Source organism: Nocardia neocaledoniensis, from assembly GCF_003182135.1.
Classification (GTDB): domain Bacteria; phylum Actinomycetota; class Actinomycetes; order Mycobacteriales; family Mycobacteriaceae; genus Nocardia; species Nocardia neocaledoniensis.
The window spans coordinates 1-24,410 of record NZ_QGTL01000006.1 but is presented as its reverse complement, the minus strand read 5'-3'; the positions used below and the strand labels follow the sequence as shown (position 1 = coordinate 24,410).

The following is a 24,410-nucleotide window of genomic DNA, read 5'->3' as shown; positions in this document are numbered from 1 at the left end:
GCACCTTGACTCCGTCTGTTTTCGCGCGCCTACGCGGCGCCGCGCTGATCGCCTGCGCGATCGTCGTCACCGGGTGCGCGGCGCCACCCGTTCCCGAAGCGCACGGCGCGAACGCCGTCACGCGCGCCAACTGCGGGCTCGCGGTGAGCGTGCCCGAGCCACCGCAGCGGATCTACGCCGCCTACCAGCCCGCCATCGAGATCGCGCACGCGCTCGGCGTCACCGACCGGCTCGTCGGCACAGCCTTCCTCGATGCGGCGGTGCTGCCGGAATACCGGGAGGCGCAGGCGAAGTCGCCCTATGCCGAGAAGCTGCCGAGCCGCGACGAACTGCTCGCGGAGAACCCGGACTTCGTGCTGTCCGGGTTCAACGGGGTCTTCGCGAAGTCGGCCCAGCAGAGCGTCGGCACCCGAGCGGGATTGGGGGAGCTGGGCATTCGGACGTGGGTACTGAGCCCGCTGTGCCCGAGCGCCGACGGCCTGGCCGACGAGGCGATCGACCCGAAGACCGTGCGCTTCGAAAACGTCTACGCGGACCTGCGCGACCTCGGCGCCCTCTGGGGGGTGGCCGACCGGGCCGACGACGTGGTCGCCCAGCTGAGTACGCGGATCGACACGGTGCGCGCGAAGGTGGGCGCCGCGCCACGGCCCCGGGTCGCGGTCGTCACGCCCAAGGACGACGGGACCTACCAGGTGGCGGGCGGCCTCGACTTCATCACCCAGATCATCGAGGCGGCGGGTGGGACCAACGCCTTCACCGACCTCACCGCGCGCCGCAATGTGGCCATCGGCGCCGAGGAACTCATCGCCCGCGATCCCGACATCATCCTGACCAGCCAGTGCTGCAAGGCGAGCTACACCCGCGACGACGCGCGGCCCCAGGTCGACAAGCTGGTCGGGAACCCGGCGTTCGCGAACCTGACCGCCGTGCGATCGGGCGCGGTGCACCCGTTCCTGTTCGCCGACCGGGCCGCCGGTGTCCGGATCGCGCACGCGACCGAACTGGTCGCCGCGCTGATCCATCCCGACCTGTTCGGACGGTGACGCCCGCCGTTCGCGGCACCGGCCTGCTCGTGGCCGGTGCCGCGCTGGCCGTCGTCGGTGCCGCCTCGATCCTGATCGGCGCGCACGCCCTGTCCCCGGACCAGGCGATCGCGGCGTTCACCGATTTCACCGGCTCCGACACCGACCGGATCGTGCGCTACATCCGGCTGCCGCGTACCCTCGCCGGTGTCCTGGCCGGGCTGGCGTTCGCGCTGGCCGGCGCGATCATGCAGGGGCTCACCCGCAATCCGCTCGCCGGTCCCGGACTGCTCGGCATCAACGCCGGCGCCTCGCTGGCCATCGTGCTGGCCATGGGTGGGCTGGGTGTGGCCTCGGCGTCCGGCTACGTCTGGTTCGCCTTCCTCGGCGCCGCGGTCGCCGCGGTCTTCGTGTACACGCTGGGTTCGCTGGGTTTCGGTGGCGCGACACCGGTGAAGCTGGCGCTGGCCGGCGCGGCGTTCGCCGCGCTGTGCGGCGCGATCACCACCGCCATCACGCTGCTGGACCGCACGACCTTCGAGAACTTCCGTTTCTGGGTGGTCGGCTCGCTGGCCCGGGCCGACACCGAATCCGTCTGGGGCGTAGCCCCGTTCATCGTGCTGGGCGCGGTACTGGCCTTCTCGGTGGCGCGGTCGCTGAACGCGATCGCCATGGGCGACGACATGGCGCGCACGCTCGGAACGAGACTGGGCGCGGTGCGTGCTGTCGGCGCGCTGAGCGTCGTCCTGCTCGCGGGCGGTGCGGTCGCGATCGCCGGACCCCTCGCGTTCCTCGGCCTGGTGGTTCCACACCTCGCGCGCTTCTGCGCGGGCCAGGACTACCGGTGGTTGCTGGTGTGGTCGGCGGTATTCGGGCCGACCCTGCTGCTGCTCGCCGACATCCTGGGCCGCGTGATCGCCCGGCCGATGGAGATCCAGGTCGGCATCGTCACCGCGTTCGCGGGCGCGCCGTTCTTCCTCTACCTGGTGCGCAACCGGAGGGTGGCCACGCTGTGACCGGACTCGAACCGCGGGTGCTGCCCCGCGGCACCCTGCTGATCCACGCGCCGGGTGGCCGTGTCGTGTTCCGGGTGCAGCGGCGATCGCTGCTGCTGACGGTGCTGCTCGCCGCCGCCGCGGTGGCCGTGGCGGCCTACTCGCTCACCGTCGGCCACTATCCGCTCTCGATCGATGACGTGCTGCGCGTGCTCGCAGGCGGTGGCACGCGCATCGAGTACGACGTGGTCGTCGCCGACCGGCTGCCCCGGGCCCTCACCGGGTTGGGCGTGGGCGCCGCGTTCGCCCTCGCCGGCGCGATCCTGCAGCGGATCGCCACCAATCCACTGGTGAGTCCGGAGATCATCGGCATCAACGCCGGCGCCTCCCTGGGTGCGCTGGTGGTGAGTGTGCTGCTGGGCGGCGCGGGAGTGGCACTGGTCGGCGGCGCCATGGCCGGAGCCGCCGTGGCCATGGCTTTGATCGTCGTGGTGGCGAGCAAGAACGGTCTCGACGGGTACCGCCTCGTCCTCGTCGGCATCGGGGTGACCGCGATGCTCACCGCGGCCACCTCCTACGTGCTGACGACGGCGAATGTCTACCAGGCGCACGCGGCCGCACTGTGGCTCACCGGCAGCCTCGCCAACCGGGACTGGACGCAGGTGGGGTTCGCCGTCGCCGCGCTGGTCGCCGTCGTGCCGGCGCTGCTGGTCCTCGCCCGCTCCCTGCCACTGCTCGAACTGGGCGACGAGCTCGCCAATTCCCTGGCGGGACGCCGCGGTCCGCACCGCACCACCCTGGTCGCCCTCGCGGCGGTGGCCGCCGCCCTGGCCACTGCGGCGGCCGGACCCATCGCGTTCATCGCGCTGGTGGCCCCGCAGATCGTGCGACGGCTGCTCGCCGAACGCGGGGCCGGACTCGCCCCCGCCGCCGCGACGGGCGCTCTGCTGGTGGTCGCCGCCGACCTGGCCGCGCGGCGCCTGTTTCCCGCGGAGCTGCCCGTCGGCGTGGTCACCGCCCTGCTCGGCGCTCCCGTTCTGCTGTATCTCCTCGCCCGCGCAACCCGGATCGGACACGCTGGATGACCGCCCATCTCACCACCGACAACCTCGCCCTCGCCTACGGCGACACCGCGATCGTCACCGACGCCACCATCGACTTTCCCGCCGGCGCGCTCACCGTCATCGTCGGCCGCAACGGCTGCGGCAAGTCGACGTTGCTGCGCGGGCTGGCCCGGCTGATCCCGCCGAGTGCCGGCGCGATCCTGCTCGACGGCGCCGACCTCACGACGAGCCCCGCGCGGACGGTGGCGCGGCGCCTCGGGATGCTGCCCCAGCAGCCCGTCGCGCCCGACGGCATCACCGTCGGTGAACTCGTCGGGCGCGGTCGCCACCCGCATCAGCGCTGGTTCCGGCAGTGGTCGGCCGCCGACGAGGCCGCGGTCCGTACCGCGCTGACACTGACCGACACGCTCGACCTCGTCGACCGCACCGTCGACCAGCTCTCCGGCGGGCAGAAGCAGCGGGTCTGGCTCGCCCTGGCGATCGCGCAGGAACCGGAGGTGATGCTGCTGGACGAACCGACCACCTTCCTCGACCTGGCACATCAGCTCGACATCCTCGACGTGCTGCGGAACCTGTTGCCGCGCACCATCATCGCCGTCCTGCACGACCTGAACCTGGCGGCCCGCTACGCCGACCACCTGGTCGCCGTGCAGGACGGCCGGGTGGTCGCCCAGGGCTCGCCGACCGAGATCGTGCGCCCCGACCTGGTCGCCGACGTCTTCGGCGTCACCTGCGCCGTCATCGAGGACCCGATGACCGGCACGCCCCTGGTCGTACCGGCCGCCCGCGTGGTGCGCGCCGCATGACCCGCCGCCACGTCCTCGTCGCCCGTCCCACCACCTCGGGCGTCGACCTGCCCGCCGTCGCGGCGCTCGCCGAGACCTGCGGCATCGGCTACGCCCTGCTCGACCAGGGCGAGCCCACCATCCACGACGCCCTCGACGCCGCCGCGGCGGACGACCTCCCGATCACCCTGATCCCGCTGGCCGTCCCCCGCGACCGCTACCTGGAGACCTGGATCGCCCGCGCCGTCGCCAACTGGCGCGACACCCGCACCGCCGACCTCGACATCCGCGTCACCGAAGGCCTCGACTCCACCACGGAATTCGCGGACCTGATCCGCGCCCGCCTCCACGACGACGGCACCCCGGTCACCGCGAGCCCGCGCGCTTTCCGCAGCCCGGCCTGGTCCGAGATCCCCGAGCACACCGAGCACATCCTGGTCTGCCGCGGCCCGCGCTGCACTGTCTACGGCGCCGCCGAACTGCACCGCACCCTGCGCCGCGACCACCCGGACGCGCTGATCACCACCACCGGCTGCCTGAGCCCGTGCAATCTCGGCCCGCTCTACGTCACCTACCCGGACGGCGAATGGCACCCCGCCACAACAGCGCTCGCGCTCGAGAGCGCCTCCGGCCCGGACTGAGCGCAACTGTCGGCGTTCGACGCGCCCGAAGTGCAGTGCAGCCCAGCACGCGTTCCGAATCTCGAAGTGATCTGGAACGCTTCGGGTTCCGGCTACGATGCGTTCCTCATGCAGGGGTTCACACTGGTCGACAATCGACCGCAGCGTGCCGGATTCGGTGACTTCGTCGTGGTCGACGTGGAAACATCCGGACTGCAGCCGAATCGGCACCGGGTCCTGTCCGTGGCCGCCCTGACGATGGACATCCTGCGGGGAGCGCCGCCATTCGAGCAGGTCCAGCCGCGACTGACGGCGTTGCTCACCGGCCGGGTGCTGGTGGCGCACAACGCGGTCTTCGACTTCGGCTTCCTGGCCGGCGAATTCGACCGGGCCGGCGGGACACTGCCGGTCCAGCGGCGGCTGTGCACGCTGGCGCTGGCCCGACGCATCGGACTGCCGACGCCCGACTACACCCTCGCGACCTTGGCGACGTACTACGGGGTGCCACAGGTCAAGGCGCACGACGCCCTCGACGACACCCGGGTGCTGGCCCATGTGCTGCGGGCACTGGTCGCCGACGCCGCACGGCTGGGCATCGCGCCGCCGCTGCTCGACTGCGTTCCGGGCGCGCACCGCCTGCCGCGGACAGACTGGCCGCGCGAACGGCGCGGCCCGAAACCGCCGTGTCCCTTCGCCTATCCGGGCCGCAGGCAGCCGGGAGCGCCACTGCGGCAGGGCATGAAGGTCGCGTTCACGGGGGAGACCCGGATCGAGCGCGTCGAGCTGGTCGACCTTGCGGAGGCCGCAGGGCTCGAAGTCACCGGTGGGGTGAGCGGTCGCACCAGCATCCTGGTGACGAATGCCCCCGACTGTGCCACCACCAAGGCGCGCAAAGCGCGCGAGCTCGCGACGCCGACCGTCACCGAGACGCGGTTCATGGAGCTGCTCACCCGGGTCGAGCCGGGGCAACCGAAGTCGGCGGCGCGCACCGGGGCCTCGGCGGCGAGTCGACGTCTGCCTGCCACCGGACCCCTGTCCGGGAAGCGGGTGCTGGTGCTGGGCGGTGCCCATGCCGAGGCGACGGTCGTGCGGGCACGGATCGTCGAACTCGGCGGTTCGGTCGCCGTGAATTTCTCCGCCACGGTCACCGACCTGATCCTGCTGGCCGGAGCGAATACCGATCGCCGAGTCGGCCGCGCGACCGCACTGGGACTGCCCTGCCACGGGATCGAGCTGCTCGAGCCGTCCCAGGCCCAGCCCGCGGCGGAGCCGCCCGAAACGGTGACGGAATCCCAGGTGCCCGAGCCTGTGGCGCTGGCCCGCGGCCATGTGATCGACCTCCCGGTCGAAGCGGACACCTGGACCGTCCGGGCCACCTGGAACCAGCTCGGCGCCGCAGAGGTCGACCTGGTGGCTTTCCTGGTAGACGCCTCCGAGAAGGTCGGTGGCTCAGAGGATTTCGTGTTCTACAACCAGCCCGAAACCGCGGGAGCCGAGCTGACGGTGGAGGGCCCGACCGAGCAGTCCATCGCGGTGACCCTCGACGATCTTCCCGAACACTGCACCCGCGTCGTCTTCGCCGCCGCGCTCGATGCCACCGACGTCACGTTCGGCGACGTCGGCGCGATCGAACTCGACATCGCCCCCGGACTCGAATCGAGCACCGCGATCCGTTCGACGCTCGACGCCGCCACCGTCGAACGGACCCTCGTGCTCGCCGAACTGTATCTGCGCGGCGACATCTGGCGGATCCGCGCCGTGGGCCAGGGCTACGAGGACGGTCTGGCCGAGCTGGCTTGCCGATACGGCGTCGAGGTCGACTAGTACCCGCGCGACATCCTCGTCGACAACGCGGGTTACTGACGGAGCCGTCGGCTACCGAGCAGGTCGCGTACTACGCTGGGCCTGCGGTGGTTTTCGACTCGGCGAGAACATCACGACCGCCGGACTGGACCTGCTGGGGCTCTCGGCCGGAACACTCCTGCGGATCGGCCCGGAGGCCGTGGTCGAGGTGACGGGGCTGCGCAACCCGTGCCTGCAGATCGACATGTTCCGGGCGGGCCTGCTGCGCCAGGTGGCCTACCGCGACGAAGAAGGCCGGGTGATCCGCAAGGCCGGGATCATGGGCGTCGTCGTGGCGGGTGGCCCGGTGCGGCCGGACGACGCCATCACCGTCGAGCCGCCCGAGGGTCCGCACCGCCCGCTCGAACGGGTCTAGCCGAGGGACGATCGGCCCGGCGCCGGGCCGGACCGATCGACACCACTCAGGCGAAGCGTTCGGCGACCATCTCCTCGGTCAATCCGTAGTCGGCCAGCGAATACCGGTGCGTGGGTTTGCGATCGCCCGTGCGGCTCTCGGAGTCGAGGGCCGCGATGGCGGCGCGCGCCTGCTCGGTGAACTCGGCCCCGATACGGTCGTAGATCCCGGCCACGACGGCGAACGGATCGGCGCGCAGGTCGTCGAACTCGATGTCGAGGAACGTCGCCTCGGGATGACGCGCCCGCGCCGCGGTGAACTCCGAGAGACCCCGCGCCCACAGGTCGAGCTGGGTGCGGCCGATGGTCTCGCCGGTGAACACGGTCGACCAGCCGCGGGTGGCGTGCTCGTTGAGACTGCACACCGACGGGATGATCGTGGCGGGATCGCGATGGGTCTGGATCACCACCGCGTCCGGGTAGACCGCGAGCAGGGCATCCAGGCAGAACAGATGGCTCGGGTTCTTGAGCACCCACCGGCGGTCGTCGTTCATGCCGATCAGCTGCAGATTACGGCGGTGCCGCGCGTAGGCGGGGGTCCAGTCCTGTTGGGACAGCCACTGCGAATACCCCGGCACATAGGCCAGGCATTCATACGAGTGCGACATCCCCGACTGGCGCAGCAGCTGCCAGCACTCCTCCACATCGGCCGCGCTCATGTAGTGCAGCCCCATGAACTCCGGATTCTGCACCTGGTGCTGCCGCAACCCCGCATCGATCTGCTGATACGCCGGGTTCTCGGCCCACGAATCGCGCGGCGGACGGGGCTGCGGGAAATCGGTCAGCCACATCTCCAAGCCCTGATTGCCCGGATCGGCGGCCAGCAGGCGATGCAGCGCCGTGGTGCCGGTCCTCGGCAGCCCGGTGACGAAGATCGGCCGGGTGACCGGAGTGTCGACATAGCCCGGATTGGCCGCCCACGCGGCCTCGCTCAGCGCGCGGGCCACGAGGGTGCCGCGCAGGAAGAAGCGCGACATCTTCGAACCGAGCTCGGTGAGCCCGGCCTCCTCCCGATACGAGTCGAGCAGGATCTGCAACGCCTCGGTGTAGTCGTCGGCCCCGAAATCGGTGAGCCCGGTGAGTTTGGTGGCTGAGGCGTGCAGGTCGGCCACGGTGCCGACATCGGTGCGCACGGTCATCGCGAGAGCTCCTAGTTGTGGTATTCGCCGCAGTTGACGTCGAGGGTCTGGCCGGTGATCGCCGAGGACCACCCCGAGGCGAGAAACACCACGGCGCGGGCGATCTCGTCGGGCTCGGGCAGCCGCTTGAGGTCCGATTTCGACGCCGTCTGCTCGTAGACCTGTTCGACGGTGATGCCGTACTTCTTGGCGACCTCGCCGAAATACCACTTCAACTGATCGGTCCAGATGTAGCCGGGCAGCACACTGTTGACCCGCACCCCCTTGGCGCCGAGTTCGGTGGCCAGGGTCTGCGACATGGCCAGCAGCGCCGCCTTGGTGAGTTTGTAGCTGCCGTAACGCGGTTCGGAATGACGCACGACCATCGAATTGATCATCACCACAGCGCCTTTGGACTCGGCCAGGGCGGGCGTGAACGCCTGGGTCATCCGCAGTCCGCCCAGGACCGTCATGTCCAGGCTCGACCGGATGTGGTCGAAGTCGGTGCGGTCCAGCGACTTCATCGACGGCATCGAGAACGCGTTGTTCACCAGCGCGTCGACCCGGCCGAACGTCGCCAGGGTCTGCGCCACCAGGTTCTCCACGGCCGCCGAGTCGGTGATGTCGGTGGGCACGCACAGCGTCGCGCCCCCGGCACCCTCGATCTCCGCGGCGACCTCGAGCAGCCGCGATTCGGTGCGTGCCGCGAGCACGACGGTCGCCCCGGCGGCCGCGGCCTCGAGACAGATGGACCGGCCGAGGCCGGGACCGACACCCGACACCACCACGACCTTGCCGTCCAACAATGCGCCGCTCATCCGAGCATCCTCTCCGCGAAGGCCCGCTGGCGGGCCGCGATCCGCTCGCGCCATGCCGGGGCGTCGATCCGGTTGTCCTCGAAACAGGGCAGGTGCTGGGCGACCTCGCCGAGCGGCACCACGGCAACGGTCGGGCCGTCGGCCTCGGTCATCGGCCGGTCGGTGCGCTGCCACCGGAACTGCAGGATCCCCCGGGTGCGGCCGGTGGTCTCGATCCAGTTCGTGATGCCGGGATCCGCCTTGCTCACCACCATGCGGATCATCCCGTCCGGATCCACCTGTGCCTGCGCGTGATTGAGGCTGGTCTGATGGTTGACGTAGTCGAGCGAGATGTACCAGAGACTGCCCAGCTGGAAACCCTGATACGGGGCGTCCGATTTCGGCACGGTGATCACCAGCGCCTGATCGTCGGCCAGATCGAAATGCCCGACCGAGGAGTACTGGGTGCTGAGCCCACCCGGGGTCAGCCGCGGCGCGGTGAGCGTGTTCACCGGCAGGTCCAGGTAGAACCACTTCGGGAAGTTGAACCAGGTGTGCACGCGGGTGAGCAGCATCTTCGCCGCCGCACCGTAGCGCTTGCGCATCTGCGCCAGATCCGGGGCGATCGGCGGCGTGCCGACGGTGTCGACGCGTTCGATCCGGATCGAGCCCTTGCGCTCGGTCCAGTCGCTGTACACCTCGCGCACGGCCAGCATCGACGCGCCCTCGCCGAGCGCGAAGTAGCCGGGTTCCGGGTCGGCCTTCGGCGGCCCGAACCGGAGGGTGAAGCTGCCGTCCTCGGCGATCGCGATCCGCCGGTCGTCGAAGGCGTCCTCGCCGCCGGGCACCTCGGTCGCGGTGTAATCGCCCTTGAGCACTTGGAAACTGAGGTCGACGGTGCTGCCGCGCACCCCGGTCACCAGATACTCGGCGCCGGGCTCGATGTTCGCGTGGTAGTAGAGCGTGTCGGGATTGTCCAGGCCCATCTTGGCGTAGGGCCCGGTGGAGGACACGAAGTACGGATGACTGGTGCCGTGCGCGCCCGAGAGCCGCAGGCAGGCGGCCACACTGGCGGCGAGATAGTCGTAGCCCTCGGCGAGATCGGCCTCGTCACGCACGAATTCCGCGCCGGCGATGAGCTTTTCGGCCTGGGCGACCGCGGCGGTGAACGGCGCGGTGAGCGAATCCGGTGGCGCGGTGCTCCCGGCCTCGGTGGCGGTACTGGAGTGGGTCAACGGTCTGCGATTCCTAGCTCTCGGAGGATGTGGGCGGCGATCTCGGCGGGGGAGCCGAGGTCGGGAGTGATGACGAGTTCGGGCCGCTCCGGCCGCTCGTACGGCGAGCCGATGCCGGTGAAACCGGGCAGCTCACCGGCGCGCGCCTTCGCGTAGAGGCCCTTGGGGTCGCGGCGCTCGCATTCGGCCAGGGGGGTGTCGACGAACACCTCGTGGAACGGCAGTTCACGCTCGGCGTGCGTGGTGCGGGCGCGATCTCGCTGCGCGGCGAACGGGCTGATCACCGACACGATGGCGATCGCGCCCGAGTCGGCGAACAGGGCGGCCACCTCGGCCACCCGGCGCACGTTCTCGTCCCGGTCGGCGGGAGAGAAGCCGAGTCCCGCGTTGAGGCCGTGACGCAGATTGTCGCCGTCGAGCAGGTAGGCGGCGCGTCCCGCCGCGACCAGCTGACGCTCCACCTCCACCGCCACGGTCGACTTCCCCGACCCCGACAGCCCGGTCAGCCAGATCGTGGCGCCGGAATGCGCGCGATCCTCGCGGGTCACCGCCGAGCGATGCCACACCACCGACACCTGTTCGCGCTGCGTGCCCGTGTCACGGCCGGTGATCATGCCCGCGGCGACGGTCTGGTCGGTGACCGGGTCGATGAGGATGAAGCTGCCGGTGCGCCGGTTCTCCCGGTACGGGTCGAACAGCAGCGGCTGCCTGCTGCGCAGCCGCACCCGGGCGATGTCGTTGAGCGACAACGACTCCGCGTCCTCGATCCGGTGCAGGGTGTTGACATCGAGCTGGTAGTCGATGTCGATCACCTCGGCGGCCGAGATCTGCGTCGCGGTGCGGACCAGACAGCGCGCGCCGGCCCGCAGGCTCGTGGTCTCGGAGAACCAGCACACCATCGCGTCGAGTTCGGCGCCGACCTGGGGGCGATTGCCCGGCCGCGCGAGCAGATCGCCACGGCCCACGTCGATCTCGTCGTCGAGGGTGAGCGAGACCGCCATCCCGGTGAACGCCTCGTCGACCTTGGTGCCGCCGGGGCCCCAGATCTCGCGGACCCGCGAGGTGTGCCCGGCGGGCAGCACCACCACTTCGTCACCCGGTTTGAAGATGCCGCCCGCGACGGTGCCGGCGTAGCTGCGGTGATCGAGGCCCTGCTGGGCCCGGATGACGTACTGGACCGGCAGGCGCGCGTCGATGAGATTGCGGTCCGAGGCGATGTGCACGTCCTCGAGGTGGCGCAGCAGCGGCGGTCCGGGATACCAGGGCATGTGCGCGGACGGCTCGACCACATTGTCGCCGAGCAGCGCCGAGACCGGCACGAAACTCAGGTCGCCGACGGTCAGTTTCGCGGCGAAGGCGGCGAATTCGGCGCGGATCTCCTCGAACCGCTCCTGGGACCAGTCGACCAGGTCCATCTTGTTCACGCACACCACCAGGTGCGGCACCCCGAGCAGGGTGGCCAGGAAGGCGTGCCTGCGGGTCTGCTCGCACACTCCGGTACGGGCGTCGACCAGGATCAGCGCGAGGTCGGCCGTCGAGGCGCCGGTCACCATGTTGCGGGTGTACTGCACGTGGCCGGGGGTGTCGGCGATGACGAACTTGCGCCGCGGCGTCGTCACGTAGCGGTAGGCGACATCGATGGTGATGCCCTGCTCGCGCTCGGCCCGCAGCCCGTCGGTGACCAGGGCGAGATCGGCCGCGTCGCCGCCGCGTTCGGTGCTCACCCGCTCGATGGCGGCGAGCTGATCGTCGAACAGCGACTTGGAGTCGTAGAGCAGCCTGCCGATGAGCGTCGACTTGCCGTCGTCCACGCTGCCCGCGGTCGCCAGGCGCAACAGATTGCGGCTCATCAGAAGTAGCCCTCTCGCTTGCGGTCTTCCATGCCGGTCTCGGAGATCCGGTCGTCGGCGCGGGTGGCGCCGCGTTCGGTCAGCCGGGTGGCCGCGGTCTCGGCGATCACCTTCGCCGCCGTGTCGGCCTCGCTCTCGACGCACCCGGTGCAGGTCGCGTCGCCGACCGTGCGGAAGCGCACGGTGGCCTCGACGGTGGTCTCGCCGGGTTCGGGGGTCAGGAAAGGGCCTACCGACAACAACATCCCGTCGCGCTCGACGACGCGGCGCCGATGCGCGTAGTACAGGGTGGGCAGCTCGACGGCCTCGCGATCGATGTACTCCCAGATGTCGAGCTCGGTCCAGTTCGACAGCGGGAACACCCGGATGTGCTCGCCCTTCTGGTGCCGCCCGTTGTAGAGGTTCCAGACCTCGGGGCGCTGCGCCCGCGGGTCCCATTCGCCGAACGCGTTGCGGAAGCTGAACACCCGCTCCTTGGCCCTGGCCTTCTCCTCGTCGCGGCGGGCGCCGCCGAACACCGCGTCGAACCGGTGCTCGCCGATGGCGCGCAGCAGGGTGGTCGTCTGCAGCGGATTGCGGGTGCCGCCGGGACGTTCCACGGAGCGGCCCGCGTCGATGTCGTCCTGTACCCGCGCGACCAGCAGCCGGGCGCCGGTGCGCTCGGCCGTGCGGTCACGGAAGTCGATGACCTCCTCGAAATTGTGGCCGGTGTCCACGTGGAGCAGGGGAAACGGCAGCGGCGCGGGCCAGAAGGCCCGCCGCGCCAGGTGCAGCAGCACCGCCGAGTCCTTGCCACCGGAGAACAGCAGCACCGGTCGCTCGAACGTGGCCGCCACCTCCCGGAAGATGTGCACCGATTCGGCCTCCAAGGCCGCCAGGTGCGACAACTCGTACCCCGTCTGCACTGTTCACCCACTTCGTTGTGTCGCGGTGCCGGGCCGATGACCGTCCCGGACTTGCGTTGTCGAATAGTCGACGCTATCGTTCGATATTGTGACACCGACGATAAGCCCGGCCGCCGACGCCGGTCAAGAGGTGAGTGCCGATTCCGTCGTCGGCGTGGCCTCCCCGCCGACGCAGCGGGTCGTGAAAGTGCTGGAACTGCTCGCCCGCCACGCCACCGACCGGCTGTCCCTGGCCCGCATCGTGCGCGAAGCCGGACTGTCCAGGGCCACCGCGCACGCGGTGCTCACCCAGCTCACCGCCGACGGCTGGACCGTGCGCGACGACGACGGCTGCTACGGCATCGGCCTGCGGCTGCTGGCCGTGGCCCGCCGTGCCGAGGCCGCCTTCCCGCTGCGCCGCACCGCCGCGCCTCATCTACGCGCGCTCGCCGAACGCACCGGCCATCCGGTGTTCCTGGCCGAACGCGACGGCGACAGCATCGTCGTCACCGAGGTCGTGGGGGAGCCCTCGGCCGGCTGGATCCGCGCCGGACGTCGGCTACCGCTCGCGCCGCCGGTCTGCCGCGAGTTCATCGCCTGGGAGCCGGAGGCGGCCCGGCGCGCCTGGCTCGCCACCGCCGACCCGGCGCACCGCGACCGGCTCGCCCGGGTGCTCGCCGAGATCCGTACGCGCGGCTATTCGGTCGAACGTCTCGTCGACGACTCGACGCCCATGCTGGAAGTGCTCGCGGGCCTGCGCAATTCGCCGATCACCGAGGCGCTGCGGGCCCAGCTCGGTTCGGTGATCACCGAACTCATCACCATCGACTACCTGCCCGAGGAACTCGGGCCGGAGAATGCCGTGGTCACCGTGGCGGCGCCGATCCGCGACGAGCGCGGCGCGGTCATCGCCTCTGTCGTCTCCTGCCCGGATTCCCGGCTGTCGAGCGCGGCGCTGGCTGACCTCGGCGCGGCCACCATCGCCGCGGCGGAAGGCGTCCGGACGGGCGCTTCGGTTACCGACTCGGCGGACTGACGCCCCAGGGGCCTCCCGCCGCGCATGGCCGGGCTTCGCGACGATCGATATCGACGCCAGAGCTATCCGCACGCCGCCTGTGCTGTCGTCGCCGAGGGTGCGGCAAGCGATCTCGCCGGCGCGCGGTCAGCCTGCGGTTCGGCCCGGTAACTCGCCGTAGAACTCGCGCAGCGCGGATGTGATCCCGACGAAGACGCGATGAGCCGCCGCCAGATCGCTGTCGGGCAGCTCGGCCAGTGCGGCCCTGGTGCGCGCGCTGAGCGGGCCGAAGAATCCGGCCGCCACCGACATCCCGTGGTCGGTGTAGCCGAGATGGACGCGCCGGCGATCGGTCTCGTCGGGCACCCGCTCGAGATGGCCGGATTCGATCATCCGCTCGACGAGATAGGTGACGGCGGGCGCGGAGACGCCCATGAGCTTGCTCAACTGCCCCGCTGTCACCGGCGCGCCCTCGGCCTCGGCGGTCGCGACATGCATCAGGGCGCGGAAATCGTTCGGCCGCAGGCTGTTCGAATGCGCGAAGACGTGCCCGATCTGTTCCGAGATCGCGGTGAGCGCACGCAGGTCCCGCGCGATCTCGGTCTCGAGCCCCGCTCGGTCGAGGGCGGGATCGATGTTCGCGGTGTGGTCGTCCACGCGCTGTCTCCTCTCGGTCCGGCTGCGAGCTTAGCTGCCCCGGACCGGTCGACATTGCCAGATAGTTAAGTTTCTGAAATAGTACGGTCCGTGATGCGAGCGGACGAGGAACAGAGCTGGGACCGGTTCGCCCGGCTGGTCACCGGGCGGCGATCGTGGGTGCTGCTGCTGGCCGTGGTGGCGGCCGCCGTGGCCGTCATGGGGCTGGCGGGCAGCAACGACAGCGCGGGTCAGGCCCCCGTGTCGCTGCCTTCGTCCTCGGAGTCCGCCAGGGCGGCCGCGGCACTCGCGCAGTTCCCCGGCGCGGGGGAGGCCGCGGCGATCGCGGTGGCCACGCGGACCGACGACGGCGCGTTGACGCCGGCGGATCTCGCGGCACTCGATGCCGCGCTGGTGCGCGCCGGGGTGGCGGCGAACAGCCTGGTCCCGGCGCCGGACGGCCGCGCCGCGCTGGCTCCCGTCCCGGTGTCGGCCGACCTCAACGGCTTCGCGCTCACCGACCGGATCGACGAGTTGCGCGCGGCCGTGACCACCGATCTGCCGGAGCCGCTGCGCGTGCAGGTGACCGGTGGGCCCGCCTTCGGCGCCGACATCGCCGACTCGTTCTCCGGCGCCAACACGCTGCTGCTGATCGTGACCGCGCTGGTGGTGATGGTGCTGCTGATCCTCACCTATCGGTCGCCGGTGCTGTGGCTGGTCCCACTGACCGTCGTCGGCCTGGCCGACCGGGTCGCCACCAGTGTGGGCACCGCGCTGGCCCAGCTCACCGGCCTCACCTTCGACGGCTCGACCTCCGGCATCACCAGCGTGCTGGTGTTCGGCGCCGGCACCAACTACGCGTTGCTGCTGGTGTCGCGCTATCGCGACGAACTACATCGGCACACCGACCATCGCGAGGCGCTGCGGGCCGCGGTGCGCCATGCTGCACCCGCCATCGTCGCCAGCAATGTCACCGTGGTCCTTGCCCTGCTGACCCTGCTGCTGGCCGCGCTGCCCAACACCCGCAGCCTCGGCGCGTTCGCCGCCGCCGGACTGGTCGTCGCCCTGATCTTCGTGCTCTGCGCGCTGCCGCCCGCCCTCGCACTGTGCGGACGCCGCGTCTTCTGGCCCTTCGTGCCCGCCGCGGACGGCCGCGATCCGGCCGAGCACGGCACGTGGGCCGCGGTGGCGACCCGCGTGGTGCGCCGCCCCGCCCTCGTCGCCGGCGCGGCGGGCGCGGTGCTGGTGGTCTTCGCGACCGGGCTCCTCACCACCGACATCGGGCTCTCCCGCACCGAGCAGTTCCGGGTCGAAGCCGAATCCGTCGACGGGCTGCGGACCATGGCCGCGCACTTTCCGTCCGGCGCCGCCGACCCCGCCGTGGTCGTCGCGCGGACCGCCACCGACGCCGCCGTGCAGTCGGCACTCGAGGGCGTGGACGGGGTTTCGCGGGCCACCCGCACCGGCACCGACGCGGATCTGTCGCGCTGGTCGGTTGTCCTCGACGCGGCGCCGGGCTCGGCCGAGGCGTTCACGACCGTCGAGGGGATGAGGACCGCGGTCGGCGCCGTCCCCGGCGCGGATGCTCTGGTCGGCGGGTCCGACGCGGAGGCTCTCGACATCCGTGACGCCGCCCGCCGCGACCAGGCGCTGGTGATTCCGCTGATCCTGGCCGTGGTCCTGCTCGTGCTGCTGGTGCTGCTGCGGGCGGTGCCCGCGTCGCTGCTGCTGGTCGGTGTGACGGTGCTCAGCGCGCTCGCGGCCCTCGGCGCGGGCAGCTGGATCAGCGACACCGTCTTCGGATTCCCCGCGCTGGACACCAATGTCCCGCTGTTCGGGTTCCTGTTCCTGGTCGCGCTGGGCGTCGACTACACGATCTTCCTCGTGACCAGGGCCAGAGAGGAGGCGGCCACCCACGGCACCACGCGGGGAATGGTCCGGGCGGTCGCCTCGACCGGCGCGGTGATCACCAGTGCCGGTGCGGTGCTGGCCGCGGTCTTCTGTGTACTGGGTGTGCTGCCGTTGATCACCCTCACCCAGCTGGGCATCGTCGTCGGCGTCGGCATCCTGCTCGACACCTTCGTGGTGCGGACCCTCGTGGTGCCCGCGCTGTTCGAGCTGCTGGGCGACAAGGTCTGGTGGCCGGCGAAACCGCAACGCGCGGAACCGAAGGCGCCGGCCTCGACGTGAGCCGGGGCCGTGGGGTCCGCGCGGCGCGGTCGTCGTGTCGGACCCTGCTGCCAGACTCACGGCATGCGGTGGGCGGTGGCGGAGACGGGCGACGGTGGCGCGCGCCTGTGTCCGCTCGGCCCGGACGGCAGACCCGCCGGTCCCGTCGAGACGGAGCCGTCGCTGGTGGCGGCCGTCCGGGCCCGCCCGCAGGTCGAACGATGGGTGTGGCGATCCACGCCCGAGATCTACCGGTCCCTGCTGGCGGCCGGCGTCCGGGTCGACCGGTGCTATGACGTCCAGGCCGCCGAGTCCCTGCTGATCGGCTACGAGGAGGGCCAGTCCGGTCAGCCGCGCTCGCTCGCGGCCGCCTGGGCCCGGTTGCACAACCTGCCCGTGCCGCCCGACGCGCCCTTGCGCGCCGCCGACACCCAGCCCTCGCTGTTCGAATCCGCCACGGCCCCACTGCCGCCCGGCGTCGACGAATTCGACGCCCTGCTGGCCGTCTACGCGGGACAGCTCGCGCGGACGGCGCGGACCGAACATCCCGACCGCATGCGGCTGCTGCTCGCCGCCGAGTCGGCGGGCATGCTGGTCGCCACCGAGATGTCACGGGCCGGGATCCCGTGGCGCGCCGACATCCACCGCGAACTCCTGGACGCCATGCTCGGCGAACGATTCGCCGGCGCGGAACCGCGGCGGATGGCCGAGCTGGCCGAGGAGGTGTCGCGGGCGTTCGGCGGGGTCCGGGTGCGCGCCGATCTGCCCAACGAGATCGTCAAGGCGTTCGCCCGCGCGGGAATCGTGTTGTCCTCCACCCGGAAATGGGAACTGGAGCGCGTCGACCATCCGGCCGTCGCGCCGCTGCTGGCCTACAAATCGCTGTATCGCGTGTACACCGCGCACGGCTGGTCCTGGCTCGAACAGTGGGTGCACGGCGGCCGATTCCGGCCCGAGTACCTCCCCGGCGGGACCGTGACCGGCCGCTGGACCACCAACGGCGGTGGCGCCCTGCAGATTCCGAAGGTGATCCGGCAGGCGATCCGCGCGGACCCGGGCTGGTCGCTCGTGGTCGCCGACGCCGACCAGATGGAGCCGCGCATCCTCGCCGCCATCTCCCGCGACCCCGGCCTGATGGACGTGGCGAGTCGAAGTGCGGACCTGTACGCCGACCTGGCCGCGCGCGGTCTCGGCGGCGACCGGTCCGAAGCGAAACTCGCCCTGCTCGGCGCCATCTACGGCCAGACCTCCGGCGACGCCCTCACCCACATGGCCGCCCTGCGCCGCCGGTACCCGCGCGCGGTCGCCTACGTCGACGACGCGGCCGACGCCGGCGCGGAAGGCCGCCTCGTGCGTACGTGGCTCGGCCGCACCTGCACGCCGCTGTCGGCCGTGCCGGAGCACGACCTCGCCGGTTTCACCGACACCCCCGCCGCCCGGGCGCGCGGCCGCTTCACCCGGAATTTCGTCGTCCAGGGCAGCGCCGCCGACTGGGCGCTGCTCGTTCTCGCGGGCCTGCGCCACACGCTCTTCCACGCCGGGCTGCGCGCCGAGCTGGTCTTCTTCCAGCACGACGAGGTGATCGTGCACTGCCCGACCGAGGAAGCCGCGGCGGTGTCGGAGGCGATCGCGGCAGCGGCCGACACCGCGGGCCGGATCGCCTTCGGGCCGACCCCGGTGCGGTTTCCCTTCACCACCGCTGTGGTGGACTGCTACGGCGACGCCAAATAGCGGCCGCGCCGATCAGAGGAATCGAGCGATCAGGTCCTTCATGACCTCGTTCGCTCCGGCGTAGATGCGGGAGATGCGGCCGTCGGCCCACATGCGGGCGATCGGGTATTCCTCCATATAGCCGTAGCCGCCGTGTAGCTGGACGCAGCGGTCGATCACCTGGGACTGCTGATCGGTGGTCCAGTACTTGACCATCGCGGCGGTCTTGACGTCGAGCGCGCCCCGCAGGTGCTTGTCGACCGCGGCGTCGACGAAGGTACGCACCACCTCGGCGATCGTGGCGCACTCGGCCAGCTCGAACCGGGTGTTCTGCATCGCGAACAGCGGCTTGCCGAAGGCGTTGCGCTGCTTCACATAGGCCAGGGTCTCGGCCACGGCGGCCTCGATCGCCGCGGCGGCCGCCACGCCGCAGATCAGGCGTTCCTGGGGGAGTTGCTGCATCAGCTGGATGAAGCCCTCACCCTCGGCGCCGAGCAGATTCGCCCGCGGGACCCGCAGGTTGTCGAAGAACAGTTCGGTGGTGTCCTGGCCCTTCTGGCCGACCTTCTTCAGCAGTCTGCCGCGTTCGAAGCCGGGGGTGTCGTCGGCGACCTCGGCGACGACCAGCGAGACGCCCTTGGCGCCCTGTGTCGGATCGGTCTTCACGGCGATGATGAGCAGATCGCAGTTACGGCCGTTGGAAATGAAGGTCTTCGCGCCGCTGATCAGGTAGTCGTCGCCGTCCTTGACCGCTTTGGTCGCGATGTTCTGCAGGTCCGAGCCGGTACCGGGTTCGGTCATGGCGATGGCGCCGATCCACTCGCCGGAGGCGAGTTTGGGCAGCCAGCGCTTCTTGTTCTCCTCCGAGGCGTAGGCCAGCAGGTAGTGCGGCACGATCCCGGTGTGCACGCCCAGCTGCATGGCCGAGTCGCCACCCTTGACCTGCTCGGTGAACAGCACGGCCTCGTGCGCGAAAGTGCCACCGCCGCCGCCGTATTCCTCCGGGATCGACATGCACAGCAGACCGAGCTCGCCCGCCTGGCGGTAGACCTCCCGGCTCGGGAAGCCCTGGGCGGCGAACTCCTCGCGCTGCGGCGCGACGGTGTTAGCGAAGAAGTTGCGGGCCAGCTCGGCCAGGCCGTGCAGCTCCGAGTCGGTGGCGGTGGTCATCGGGGTCCTCTTCTCGTTGTGGGGTCCTGCGGCACCAGAGTGGCCACCCTGTTGGCATTCTGTCAATAGTCGGGCGATACTCGGGGCGGCATTGACAGAGTTCCCCCGCGGATGCGATGGTGCCAATTACATGGACATCCAACTATTGGATAACCTCAGACTTGCGCTCCGCGCATCGACCCTCGGCAAAGGACTGGCATGGTTCGCGAATTGACCCACTTCATCGGCGGCGAGCACGTGACGGGCGCCTCGGGCGCGTTCGGCGACGTGTTCGACCCCAACACCGGCCAGGTGCAGGCCAGGGTCCCGCTGGCGAACACCGCCGAGGTCGAGGCGGCCATCGCGAACGCGGCCGCCGCGCAGCCGGTGTGGGCGGCGTTCAACCCGCAGAAGCGGGCCAGGGTGCTGATGAAGTTCCTGACGCTGGTCAACGACGAGATGGACAGCCTGGCGGCGCTGCTGTCGTCGGAGCACGGCAAGACCCTCGCCGACGCCAAGGGCGACATCCAGCGGGGCCTCGAGGTGATCGAGTTCGCGGTCGGTATCCCGCACCTGCTCAAGGGCGAGTACACCGAGAGCGCGGGCACGGGCATCGACGTGTACTCGATGCGCCAGCCCCTCGGCGTGGTCGCGGGCATCACCCCGTTCAACTTCCCCGCGATGATCCCGCTGTGGAAGGCGGGTCCGGCCCTGGCGTGTGGCAACGCGTTCGTGCTCAAGCCGTCCGAGCGCGATCCCTCGGTGCCGCTGCGGCTGGCCGAGCTGTTCCTCGAGGCGGGGCTGCCGCCGGGGGTGTTCAACGTCGTCAACGGCGGCAAGGAGGCCGTCGACACGATCCTGCGCGACGAGCGGATCAAGGCCGTGGGCTTCGTCGGCTCCACGCCGATCGCGCAGTACATCTACGAGACCGCGACCGCCAACGGCAAGCGCGCGCAGTGCTTCGGCGGTGCGAAGAACCACGCCATCGTGATGCCCGACGCCGACCTCGACGACGTGGCCGATCAGCTGATCGGCGCCGGCTACGGCTCGGCGGGCGAGCGCTGCATGGCGATCTCGGTGGCCGTGCCGGTGGGCGAGGAGACCGCGGACCGGCTGGTCGCGAAGCTGACCGAGCGGGTGCACAAGCTCAATGTCGGCCGCTCCGACGACCCGGGCGCCGACTTCGGCCCGCTGGTCGGCCAGGACGGCGTGGACCGGGTGAACAGCTACGTTCAGATCGGCATCGACGAAGGCGCCGAGCTGGTCGTGGACGGACGCGGTCTGACCGTGGAGGGCGCCGAGGACGGCTACTTCGTCGGCGCGAGCCTTTTCGACAAGGTGACCGCCGACATGCGGATCTACCGCGAGGAGATCTTCGGCCCCGTGGTCACGGTCGTGCGCGCGGGCGACTACGAGGAGGCGCTGCGCCTGGCCGACGAGCACGAGTACGGCAACGGCGTGGCGATCTTCACCCGCGACGGTGACACCGCCCGCGACTTCGCCGCCCGCGTCCAGGTCGGCATGGTCGGCATCAACGTGCCGATCCCGGTGCCGATCGCGTACTACACCTTCGGTGGCTGGAAGCGTTCGGGCTTCGGCGATCTGAACCAGCACGGCCCGGACTCGATCCGCTTCTACACCAAGACCAAGACGGTGACGCAGCGCTGGCCCGCGGGGCTGAAGGAGTCCAACGCCTTCGTCATCCCGACGATGGACTGAGCGTCGATGTTCACTCTCGACGACGACGAACGGGCGATCACCGAGACCGCGCGCCAGTTCGCCGACGAATTCCTCGCGCCGAACGCGCTGGACTGGGACGAGCACAAGCACTTTCCGGTCGACGTCCTGCGCAAGGCGGGCCCGGTCGGCCTCGGCGGCATCTATGTCGCCGAGGACGTCGGCGGCTCGGCCCTGCGCAGGCTCGACGCGGTGCGGATCTTCGAACAGCTCGCGACCGGCTGCCCGGCGGTGGCCGCCTACATGTCGATCCACAACATGGCGACCTGGATGATCGATGCCTACGGCTCCGAGGAGCAGCGGCACCGCTGGGTGCCCGGCATGGCGTCGATGGAGCTGCTCGGCAGCTACGCCCTCACCGAGCCGGGCGTCGGGTCCGACGCGGCGGCCTTGAGCACCAAGGCCGTTCGCGACGGTGACGACTACGTCCTCACCGGCGCCAAGCAGTTCATCTCCGGCGCGGGCGCCAACGACGTGTACGTGATGATGGTGCGCACCGGCGGCGACGGCGCGCGCGGCATCTCGGCCCTGATCGTGCCCGCCGACACCCCGGGACTCACGGTGGGACCGAACGAGCGGAAGATGGGCTGGAACGCCCAGCCCACGCGCCAGGTGATCCTGGAGGACGCGCGGGTGCCGGTCGCCAACCGGCTCGGCGCCGAGGGCGACGGCTTCTCGATCGCGATGAACGGGCTCAACGGCGGGCGGCTCAACATCGCCGCGTGCTCGGTCGGCGGCGCGCAAGCCGCGCTGGAGAAGGCGGTGCCGTACCTGACCGAGCGCCACGCGTTCGGCACACCGCTGGTCCGCAACGACGCCCTGCGGTTCGAGCTCGCCGACATGCGCACCGAGCTGGAAGCGGCGCGCACACTGCTGTGGCGGGCCGCGGCCGCGCTCGACGCGGGGGCGCCGGACAAGGTCGAATTGTGCGCGATGGCCAAGCGTTTCGCCACCGACGTCGGCTTCGCGGTGGCCAACAAGGCGTTGCAGCTGCACGGCGGCTACGGCTATCTGCACGAGTACGGGCTGGAGAAGATCGTGCGCGACCTGCGGGTCCACCAGATCCTCGAGGGCACCAACGAGATCATGCGGGTGGTCGTCGCCCGCGCAGTGACAGGAGCGGCATGACCGACGAACCCGAAGTGCTGATCTCCGTCTCCGACGGACTCGGCCTGATCACCCTGAACCGGCCCAAGGCCATCAACGCGCTCACGCACGCGATGACGCTGACGATCACCGACGCGCTGCGTGCCTGGGGCGCCGACGACGCCGTGCGCGCGGTGGTGCTCACCGGCGCGGGGGAGCGTGGCCTGTGCGCGGGGGGCGACATCGTCGCCATCCACGCCGACGCGAAAGACGGTACGGCGGGCGCGGATTCGCCGACCGGGCGCTTCTGGCGCGACGAATACCTGCTCAACGCGCTGATCGGCGGCTACCCCAAGCCGTATGTGGCGATCATGGACGGCATCGTGATGGGCGGTGGTGTCGGCCTGTCCGCGCACGGCAGCCACCGCGTCGTCACCGAACGCTCCCGCATCGGGATGCCGGAGGTGGGTATCGGCTTCGTTCCCGATGTCGGCGGCACCTACCTGCTCTCGCGCGCACCCGGCGAGCTCGGCGCCCACGTCGCGCTGACGACCGCGCGGATGACCGCGGGCGACGCGATCGCGGCCGGTTTCGCCGACCACTACGTGCCGTCGTCCGCGCTCCCGGAACTGCTTGCGGCCCTGCGCGTTCACGGCGTGGACGAGGCGATCGCGTCGGTCGCCCAGCCCGCGCCCGCCTCGGACCTGCTCGCCCAGCGCAGCTGGATCGACGCCTGCTACGCCGCCGACACGGTCGAGGAGATCGTGGCGCGCCTGCGCGCCGCCGACGCCCCCGAGGCGACCAAGGCCGCCGACGACATTCTGGCGAAATCGCCTGTCGCGCTGAAGGTCACGCTGCGCTCCCTGCGTGCCGCGCGTCGGCTGGACAGCCTCGAGGCGGTGCTGGACGAGGAGTACCGGGTCTCCGTCGCCGCGCTCGCCTCGCACGACCTCGTCGAGGGTATCCGCGCCCAGGTCATCGACAAGGACCGGAATCCGCGGTGGGCGCCCGCGACCCTCACCGATGTCACCGACGACCTGGTGGCGGCGTACTTCGCCGAGCTGGGCGAGCGGGAACTGCGGGCGACGACACAGGAGACACAGCGATGAGCAAGAAGATCGGCTTCCTCGGCCTCGGCCACATGGGCGCCCCGATGGCGGCCAACCTCGTGCGGGCGGGCTACGACGTCCTGGCCTACGATCCGGTGCCCGCGGCCCAGGACCAGGCGCGCGCCGACGGTGCGACGGTGGTGGCCACCGCCGCCGAGGCGGCCGCCGGTCGCGACGTGGTGATCACCATGCTGCCCAACGGCAAACTGGTGCTGGACGTGTACGCTGAGCTGCTGCCCGCCGCCGAGCCGAACACGCTGTTCATCGACTGTTCCACCATCGACGTCGCCGACGCGAAAGCCGCTGCCGCCCAGGCGGTCACGGCCGGTCACCGGCCGCTGGACGCGCCGGTCTCCGGTGGCGTCGCCGGGGCCACGGCGGGCACGCTCACCTTCATGGTGGGCGGCGCGGCGGCCGATTTCGCCGACGCGAGCGATGTCCTCGGCGTGATGGGCGGCAAGGTCGTGCACTGCGGTGCCGCCGGTGTCGGCCAGGCCGCCAAGATCTGCAACAACATGCTGCTCGGCATCTCGATGATCGGGCTCTCGGAGGCCCTCGTGCTCGGCGAGCGGCTCGGGCTCAGTCACCAGTCGTTCTTCGACGTGGTGTCCACCGCCTCGGGCCAGAGCTGGGCGCTCACCAGCTACTGCCCGGTCCCCGGTCCCGTCCCGGCCAGCCCGGCAAACAACGACTACCAGCCCGGCTTCGCCACCGCGCTCATGTCCAAGGACCTCACGCTCGCCGCGAACGCGTTGCGCGCCAACGGCATCGACGGTCAGCTCGGTGAGCTGGCCGCGGCGATCTACGAGCGGTTCAACCAGACCGACGCGGGCCGGGACTTCTCGGCGATCGTCACCGACATCCGCGACCGGTCCGCGGAGGCCGCCGAATGAGCGAGTTCGAGACCATCCTGCTCGAGACGAAGGGCCGGGTCGGCTGGATCACGCTGAACCGGCCCAAGGCGCTCAACGCGCTCAACAAGCAGGTCCTCGACGATGTCGTCGCGGCGCTGGACGAGCTCGAGGCCGATGATTCGATCGGTGCGGTGGTGATCACCGGTTCGGAGAAGGCGTTCGCGGCGGGTGCCGATATCAAGGAGATGGCGCCGCAGTCCTACATGGACATGTACATGTCGGATTTCTTCGCCGGGTGGGATCGGTTGGCGAAGTTCCG

The 24,410-nt window shown here is 70.7% G+C and carries 22 protein-coding genes; 15 read left to right on the top strand and 7 right to left on the bottom strand.

Annotated features, from left to right (window positions below):
* Positions 1 to 5: 5 nt before the first annotated feature.
* From DFR69_RS17655 to DFR69_RS35695, 7 genes are all read left to right on the top strand, one after another.
* Entirely contained in the window at positions 6 to 1,043 is a 1,038-nt protein-coding gene (locus DFR69_RS17655) for an ABC transporter substrate-binding protein (protein WP_110038689.1), read from the top strand.
* Positions 1,040 to 2,038 carry a FecCD family ABC transporter permease gene (locus DFR69_RS17650; RefSeq protein ID WP_110038688.1) on the top strand — a complete coding sequence of 333 codons (999 nt, stop codon included), beginning with the start codon at positions 1,040 to 1,042 and terminating at the stop codon, positions 2,036 to 2,038. The genes DFR69_RS17655 and DFR69_RS17650 overlap by 4 nt, the downstream gene beginning before the upstream one ends.
* Complete coding sequence (locus DFR69_RS17645) at positions 2,035 to 3,102, top strand: FecCD family ABC transporter permease (RefSeq protein ID WP_167456305.1); 1,068 nt, start codon at positions 2,035 to 2,037, stop codon at positions 3,100 to 3,102. The genes DFR69_RS17650 and DFR69_RS17645 overlap by 4 nt, the downstream gene beginning before the upstream one ends.
* Positions 3,099 to 3,887, top strand: coding sequence for an ABC transporter ATP-binding protein (locus DFR69_RS17640; protein ID WP_110038687.1), 789 nt, complete (start codon positions 3,099 to 3,101; stop codon positions 3,885 to 3,887). Before DFR69_RS17645 ends, DFR69_RS17640 begins: the two co-directional genes overlap by 4 nt.
* Positions 3,884 to 4,507 (top strand): (2Fe-2S) ferredoxin domain-containing protein, encoded by a 624-nt coding sequence (locus tag DFR69_RS17635; protein WP_110038686.1) that lies wholly within the window; start codon positions 3,884 to 3,886, stop codon positions 4,505 to 4,507. The genes DFR69_RS17640 and DFR69_RS17635 overlap by 4 nt, the downstream gene beginning before the upstream one ends.
* A gap of 108 nt (positions 4,508 to 4,615) precedes the next feature.
* Positions 4,616 to 6,310: a TerD family protein gene (locus DFR69_RS17630; RefSeq protein ID WP_110038964.1), complete on the top strand. Its 1,695-nt coding sequence runs from the start codon at positions 4,616 to 4,618 to the stop codon at positions 6,308 to 6,310.
* Positions 6,213 to 6,704, top strand: coding sequence for an MOSC domain-containing protein (locus tag DFR69_RS35695; RefSeq protein ID WP_341867800.1), 492 nt, complete (start codon positions 6,213 to 6,215; stop codon positions 6,702 to 6,704). The genes DFR69_RS17630 and DFR69_RS35695 overlap by 98 nt, the downstream gene beginning before the upstream one ends.
* A 46-nt stretch (positions 6,705 to 6,750) precedes the next feature.
* Here the strand turns inward: DFR69_RS35695 and DFR69_RS17620 are convergent, their stop codons facing one another.
* Genes DFR69_RS17620 through cysD form a run of 5 tightly spaced genes read right to left on the bottom strand, consistent with a single transcriptional unit; the run spans position 6,751 to position 12,647 of the window.
* On the bottom strand, positions 6,751 to 7,881 hold the full coding sequence (locus tag DFR69_RS17620; protein ID WP_110038685.1) for a sulfotransferase family protein: 1,131 nt from the start codon (positions 7,879 to 7,881) through the stop codon (positions 6,751 to 6,753).
* Between the two features lie 11 nt (positions 7,882 to 7,892).
* Positions 7,893 to 8,678, bottom strand: coding sequence for an SDR family oxidoreductase (locus DFR69_RS17615; protein WP_110038684.1), 786 nt, complete (start codon positions 8,676 to 8,678; stop codon positions 7,893 to 7,895).
* On the bottom strand, positions 8,675 to 9,892 hold the full coding sequence (locus tag DFR69_RS17610) for a hypothetical protein (protein ID WP_110038683.1): 1,218 nt from the start codon (positions 9,890 to 9,892) through the stop codon (positions 8,675 to 8,677). The genes DFR69_RS17615 and DFR69_RS17610 overlap by 4 nt, the downstream gene beginning before the upstream one ends.
* On the bottom strand, positions 9,889 to 11,742 hold the full coding sequence (gene cysC / locus DFR69_RS17605; protein ID WP_110038682.1) for an adenylyl-sulfate kinase: 1,854 nt from the start codon (positions 11,740 to 11,742) through the stop codon (positions 9,889 to 9,891). The genes DFR69_RS17610 and cysC overlap by 4 nt, the downstream gene beginning before the upstream one ends.
* Positions 11,742 to 12,647 carry a sulfate adenylyltransferase subunit CysD gene (gene cysD, locus DFR69_RS17600; RefSeq protein WP_110038681.1) on the bottom strand — a complete coding sequence of 302 codons (906 nt, stop codon included), beginning with the start codon at positions 12,645 to 12,647 and terminating at the stop codon, positions 11,742 to 11,744. The genes cysC and cysD overlap by 1 nt, the downstream gene beginning before the upstream one ends.
* 88 nt (positions 12,648 to 12,735) lie before the next feature.
* On the opposite strand from cysD, the gene DFR69_RS17595 reads away from it, so the two are divergent.
* Complete coding sequence (locus DFR69_RS17595; protein WP_244198326.1) at positions 12,736 to 13,662, top strand: IclR family transcriptional regulator; 927 nt, start codon at positions 12,736 to 12,738, stop codon at positions 13,660 to 13,662.
* 126 nt (positions 13,663 to 13,788) lie between these two features.
* On the opposite strand, the gene DFR69_RS17590 is transcribed toward DFR69_RS17595, so the two are convergent.
* Complete coding sequence (locus DFR69_RS17590; protein ID WP_110038680.1) at positions 13,789 to 14,298, bottom strand: MarR family winged helix-turn-helix transcriptional regulator; 510 nt, start codon at positions 14,296 to 14,298, stop codon at positions 13,789 to 13,791.
* A 93-nt stretch (positions 14,299 to 14,391) separates the two neighbouring features.
* Between DFR69_RS17590 and DFR69_RS17585 the strand changes: the two genes are divergently transcribed.
* A complete protein-coding gene (locus DFR69_RS17585; protein WP_208644013.1) occupies positions 14,392 to 16,467 on the top strand; it encodes an MMPL family transporter in 2,076 nt (691 codons plus the stop codon).
* 63 nt (positions 16,468 to 16,530) lie between these two features.
* Positions 16,531 to 18,177, top strand: a complete 1,647-nt coding sequence (locus DFR69_RS17580) for a bifunctional 3'-5' exonuclease/DNA polymerase (protein WP_110038679.1) — start codon at positions 16,531 to 16,533, stop codon at positions 18,175 to 18,177.
* Between the two features lie 12 nt (positions 18,178 to 18,189).
* Here the strand turns inward: DFR69_RS17580 and DFR69_RS17575 are convergent, their stop codons facing one another.
* Complete coding sequence (locus DFR69_RS17575; protein WP_110038678.1) at positions 18,190 to 19,326, bottom strand: acyl-CoA dehydrogenase family protein; 1,137 nt, start codon at positions 19,324 to 19,326, stop codon at positions 18,190 to 18,192.
* 198 nt (positions 19,327 to 19,524) lie between these two features.
* Here DFR69_RS17575 and DFR69_RS17570 point away from each other — a divergent pair, with 198 nt between their 5' ends.
* From DFR69_RS17570 to DFR69_RS17550, 5 genes are all read left to right on the top strand, one after another.
* Positions 19,525 to 21,024, top strand: a complete 1,500-nt coding sequence (locus DFR69_RS17570; protein WP_110038677.1) for a CoA-acylating methylmalonate-semialdehyde dehydrogenase — start codon at positions 19,525 to 19,527, stop codon at positions 21,022 to 21,024.
* Between the two features lie 6 nt (positions 21,025 to 21,030).
* A complete protein-coding gene (locus DFR69_RS17565; protein ID WP_110038676.1) occupies positions 21,031 to 22,170 on the top strand; it encodes an acyl-CoA dehydrogenase family protein in 1,140 nt (379 codons plus the stop codon).
* Positions 22,167 to 23,237 carry an enoyl-CoA hydratase/isomerase family protein gene (locus tag DFR69_RS17560; protein ID WP_110038675.1) on the top strand — a complete coding sequence of 357 codons (1,071 nt, stop codon included), beginning with the start codon at positions 22,167 to 22,169 and terminating at the stop codon, positions 23,235 to 23,237. Before DFR69_RS17565 ends, DFR69_RS17560 begins: the two co-directional genes overlap by 4 nt.
* On the top strand, positions 23,234 to 24,130 hold the full coding sequence (gene mmsB, locus DFR69_RS17555) for a 3-hydroxyisobutyrate dehydrogenase (RefSeq protein ID WP_110038674.1): 897 nt from the start codon (positions 23,234 to 23,236) through the stop codon (positions 24,128 to 24,130). The genes DFR69_RS17560 and mmsB overlap by 4 nt, the downstream gene beginning before the upstream one ends.
* Positions 24,127 to 24,410: enoyl-CoA hydratase-related protein (locus DFR69_RS17550; protein WP_208644000.1), on the top strand; the 284-nt coding region annotated here is incomplete at its 3' end. The genes mmsB and DFR69_RS17550, both read left to right, overlap by 4 nt.

What these genes read in the sequence shown, in the direction of transcription:
- cysC (WP_110038682.1), bottom strand. Translation starts at nt 11,742, where the DNA reads ATGAGCCGCAATCTGTTGCGCCTGGCGACCGCGGGCAGCGTGGACGAC.
- DFR69_RS17630 (WP_110038964.1), top strand. Translation starts at nt 4,616, where the DNA reads ATGCAGGGGTTCACACTGGTCGACAATCGACCGCAGCGTGCCGGATTC.
- DFR69_RS17560 (WP_110038675.1), top strand. Translation starts at nt 22,167, where the DNA reads ATGACCGACGAACCCGAAGTGCTGATCTCCGTCTCCGACGGACTCGGC.
- DFR69_RS17580 (WP_110038679.1), top strand. Translation starts at nt 16,531, where the DNA reads ATGCGGTGGGCGGTGGCGGAGACGGGCGACGGTGGCGCGCGCCTGTGT.
- DFR69_RS17565 (WP_110038676.1), top strand. Translation starts at nt 21,031, where the DNA reads ATGTTCACTCTCGACGACGACGAACGGGCGATCACCGAGACCGCGCGC.
- DFR69_RS17585 (WP_208644013.1), top strand. Translation starts at nt 14,392, where the DNA reads ATGCGAGCGGACGAGGAACAGAGCTGGGACCGGTTCGCCCGGCTGGTC.
- DFR69_RS17640 (WP_110038687.1), top strand. Translation starts at nt 3,099, where the DNA reads ATGACCGCCCATCTCACCACCGACAACCTCGCCCTCGCCTACGGCGAC.
- DFR69_RS17615 (WP_110038684.1), bottom strand. Translation starts at nt 8,678, where the DNA reads ATGAGCGGCGCATTGTTGGACGGCAAGGTCGTGGTGGTGTCGGGTGTC.
- DFR69_RS17575 (WP_110038678.1), bottom strand. Translation starts at nt 19,326, where the DNA reads ATGACCACCGCCACCGACTCGGAGCTGCACGGCCTGGCCGAGCTGGCC.
- DFR69_RS17635 (WP_110038686.1), top strand. Translation starts at nt 3,884, where the DNA reads ATGACCCGCCGCCACGTCCTCGTCGCCCGTCCCACCACCTCGGGCGTC.
- mmsB (WP_110038674.1), top strand. Translation starts at nt 23,234, where the DNA reads ATGAGCAAGAAGATCGGCTTCCTCGGCCTCGGCCACATGGGCGCCCCG.
- DFR69_RS17570 (WP_110038677.1), top strand. Translation starts at nt 19,525, where the DNA reads ATGGTTCGCGAATTGACCCACTTCATCGGCGGCGAGCACGTGACGGGC.
- DFR69_RS17620 (WP_110038685.1), bottom strand. Translation starts at nt 7,881, where the DNA reads ATGACCGTGCGCACCGATGTCGGCACCGTGGCCGACCTGCACGCCTCA.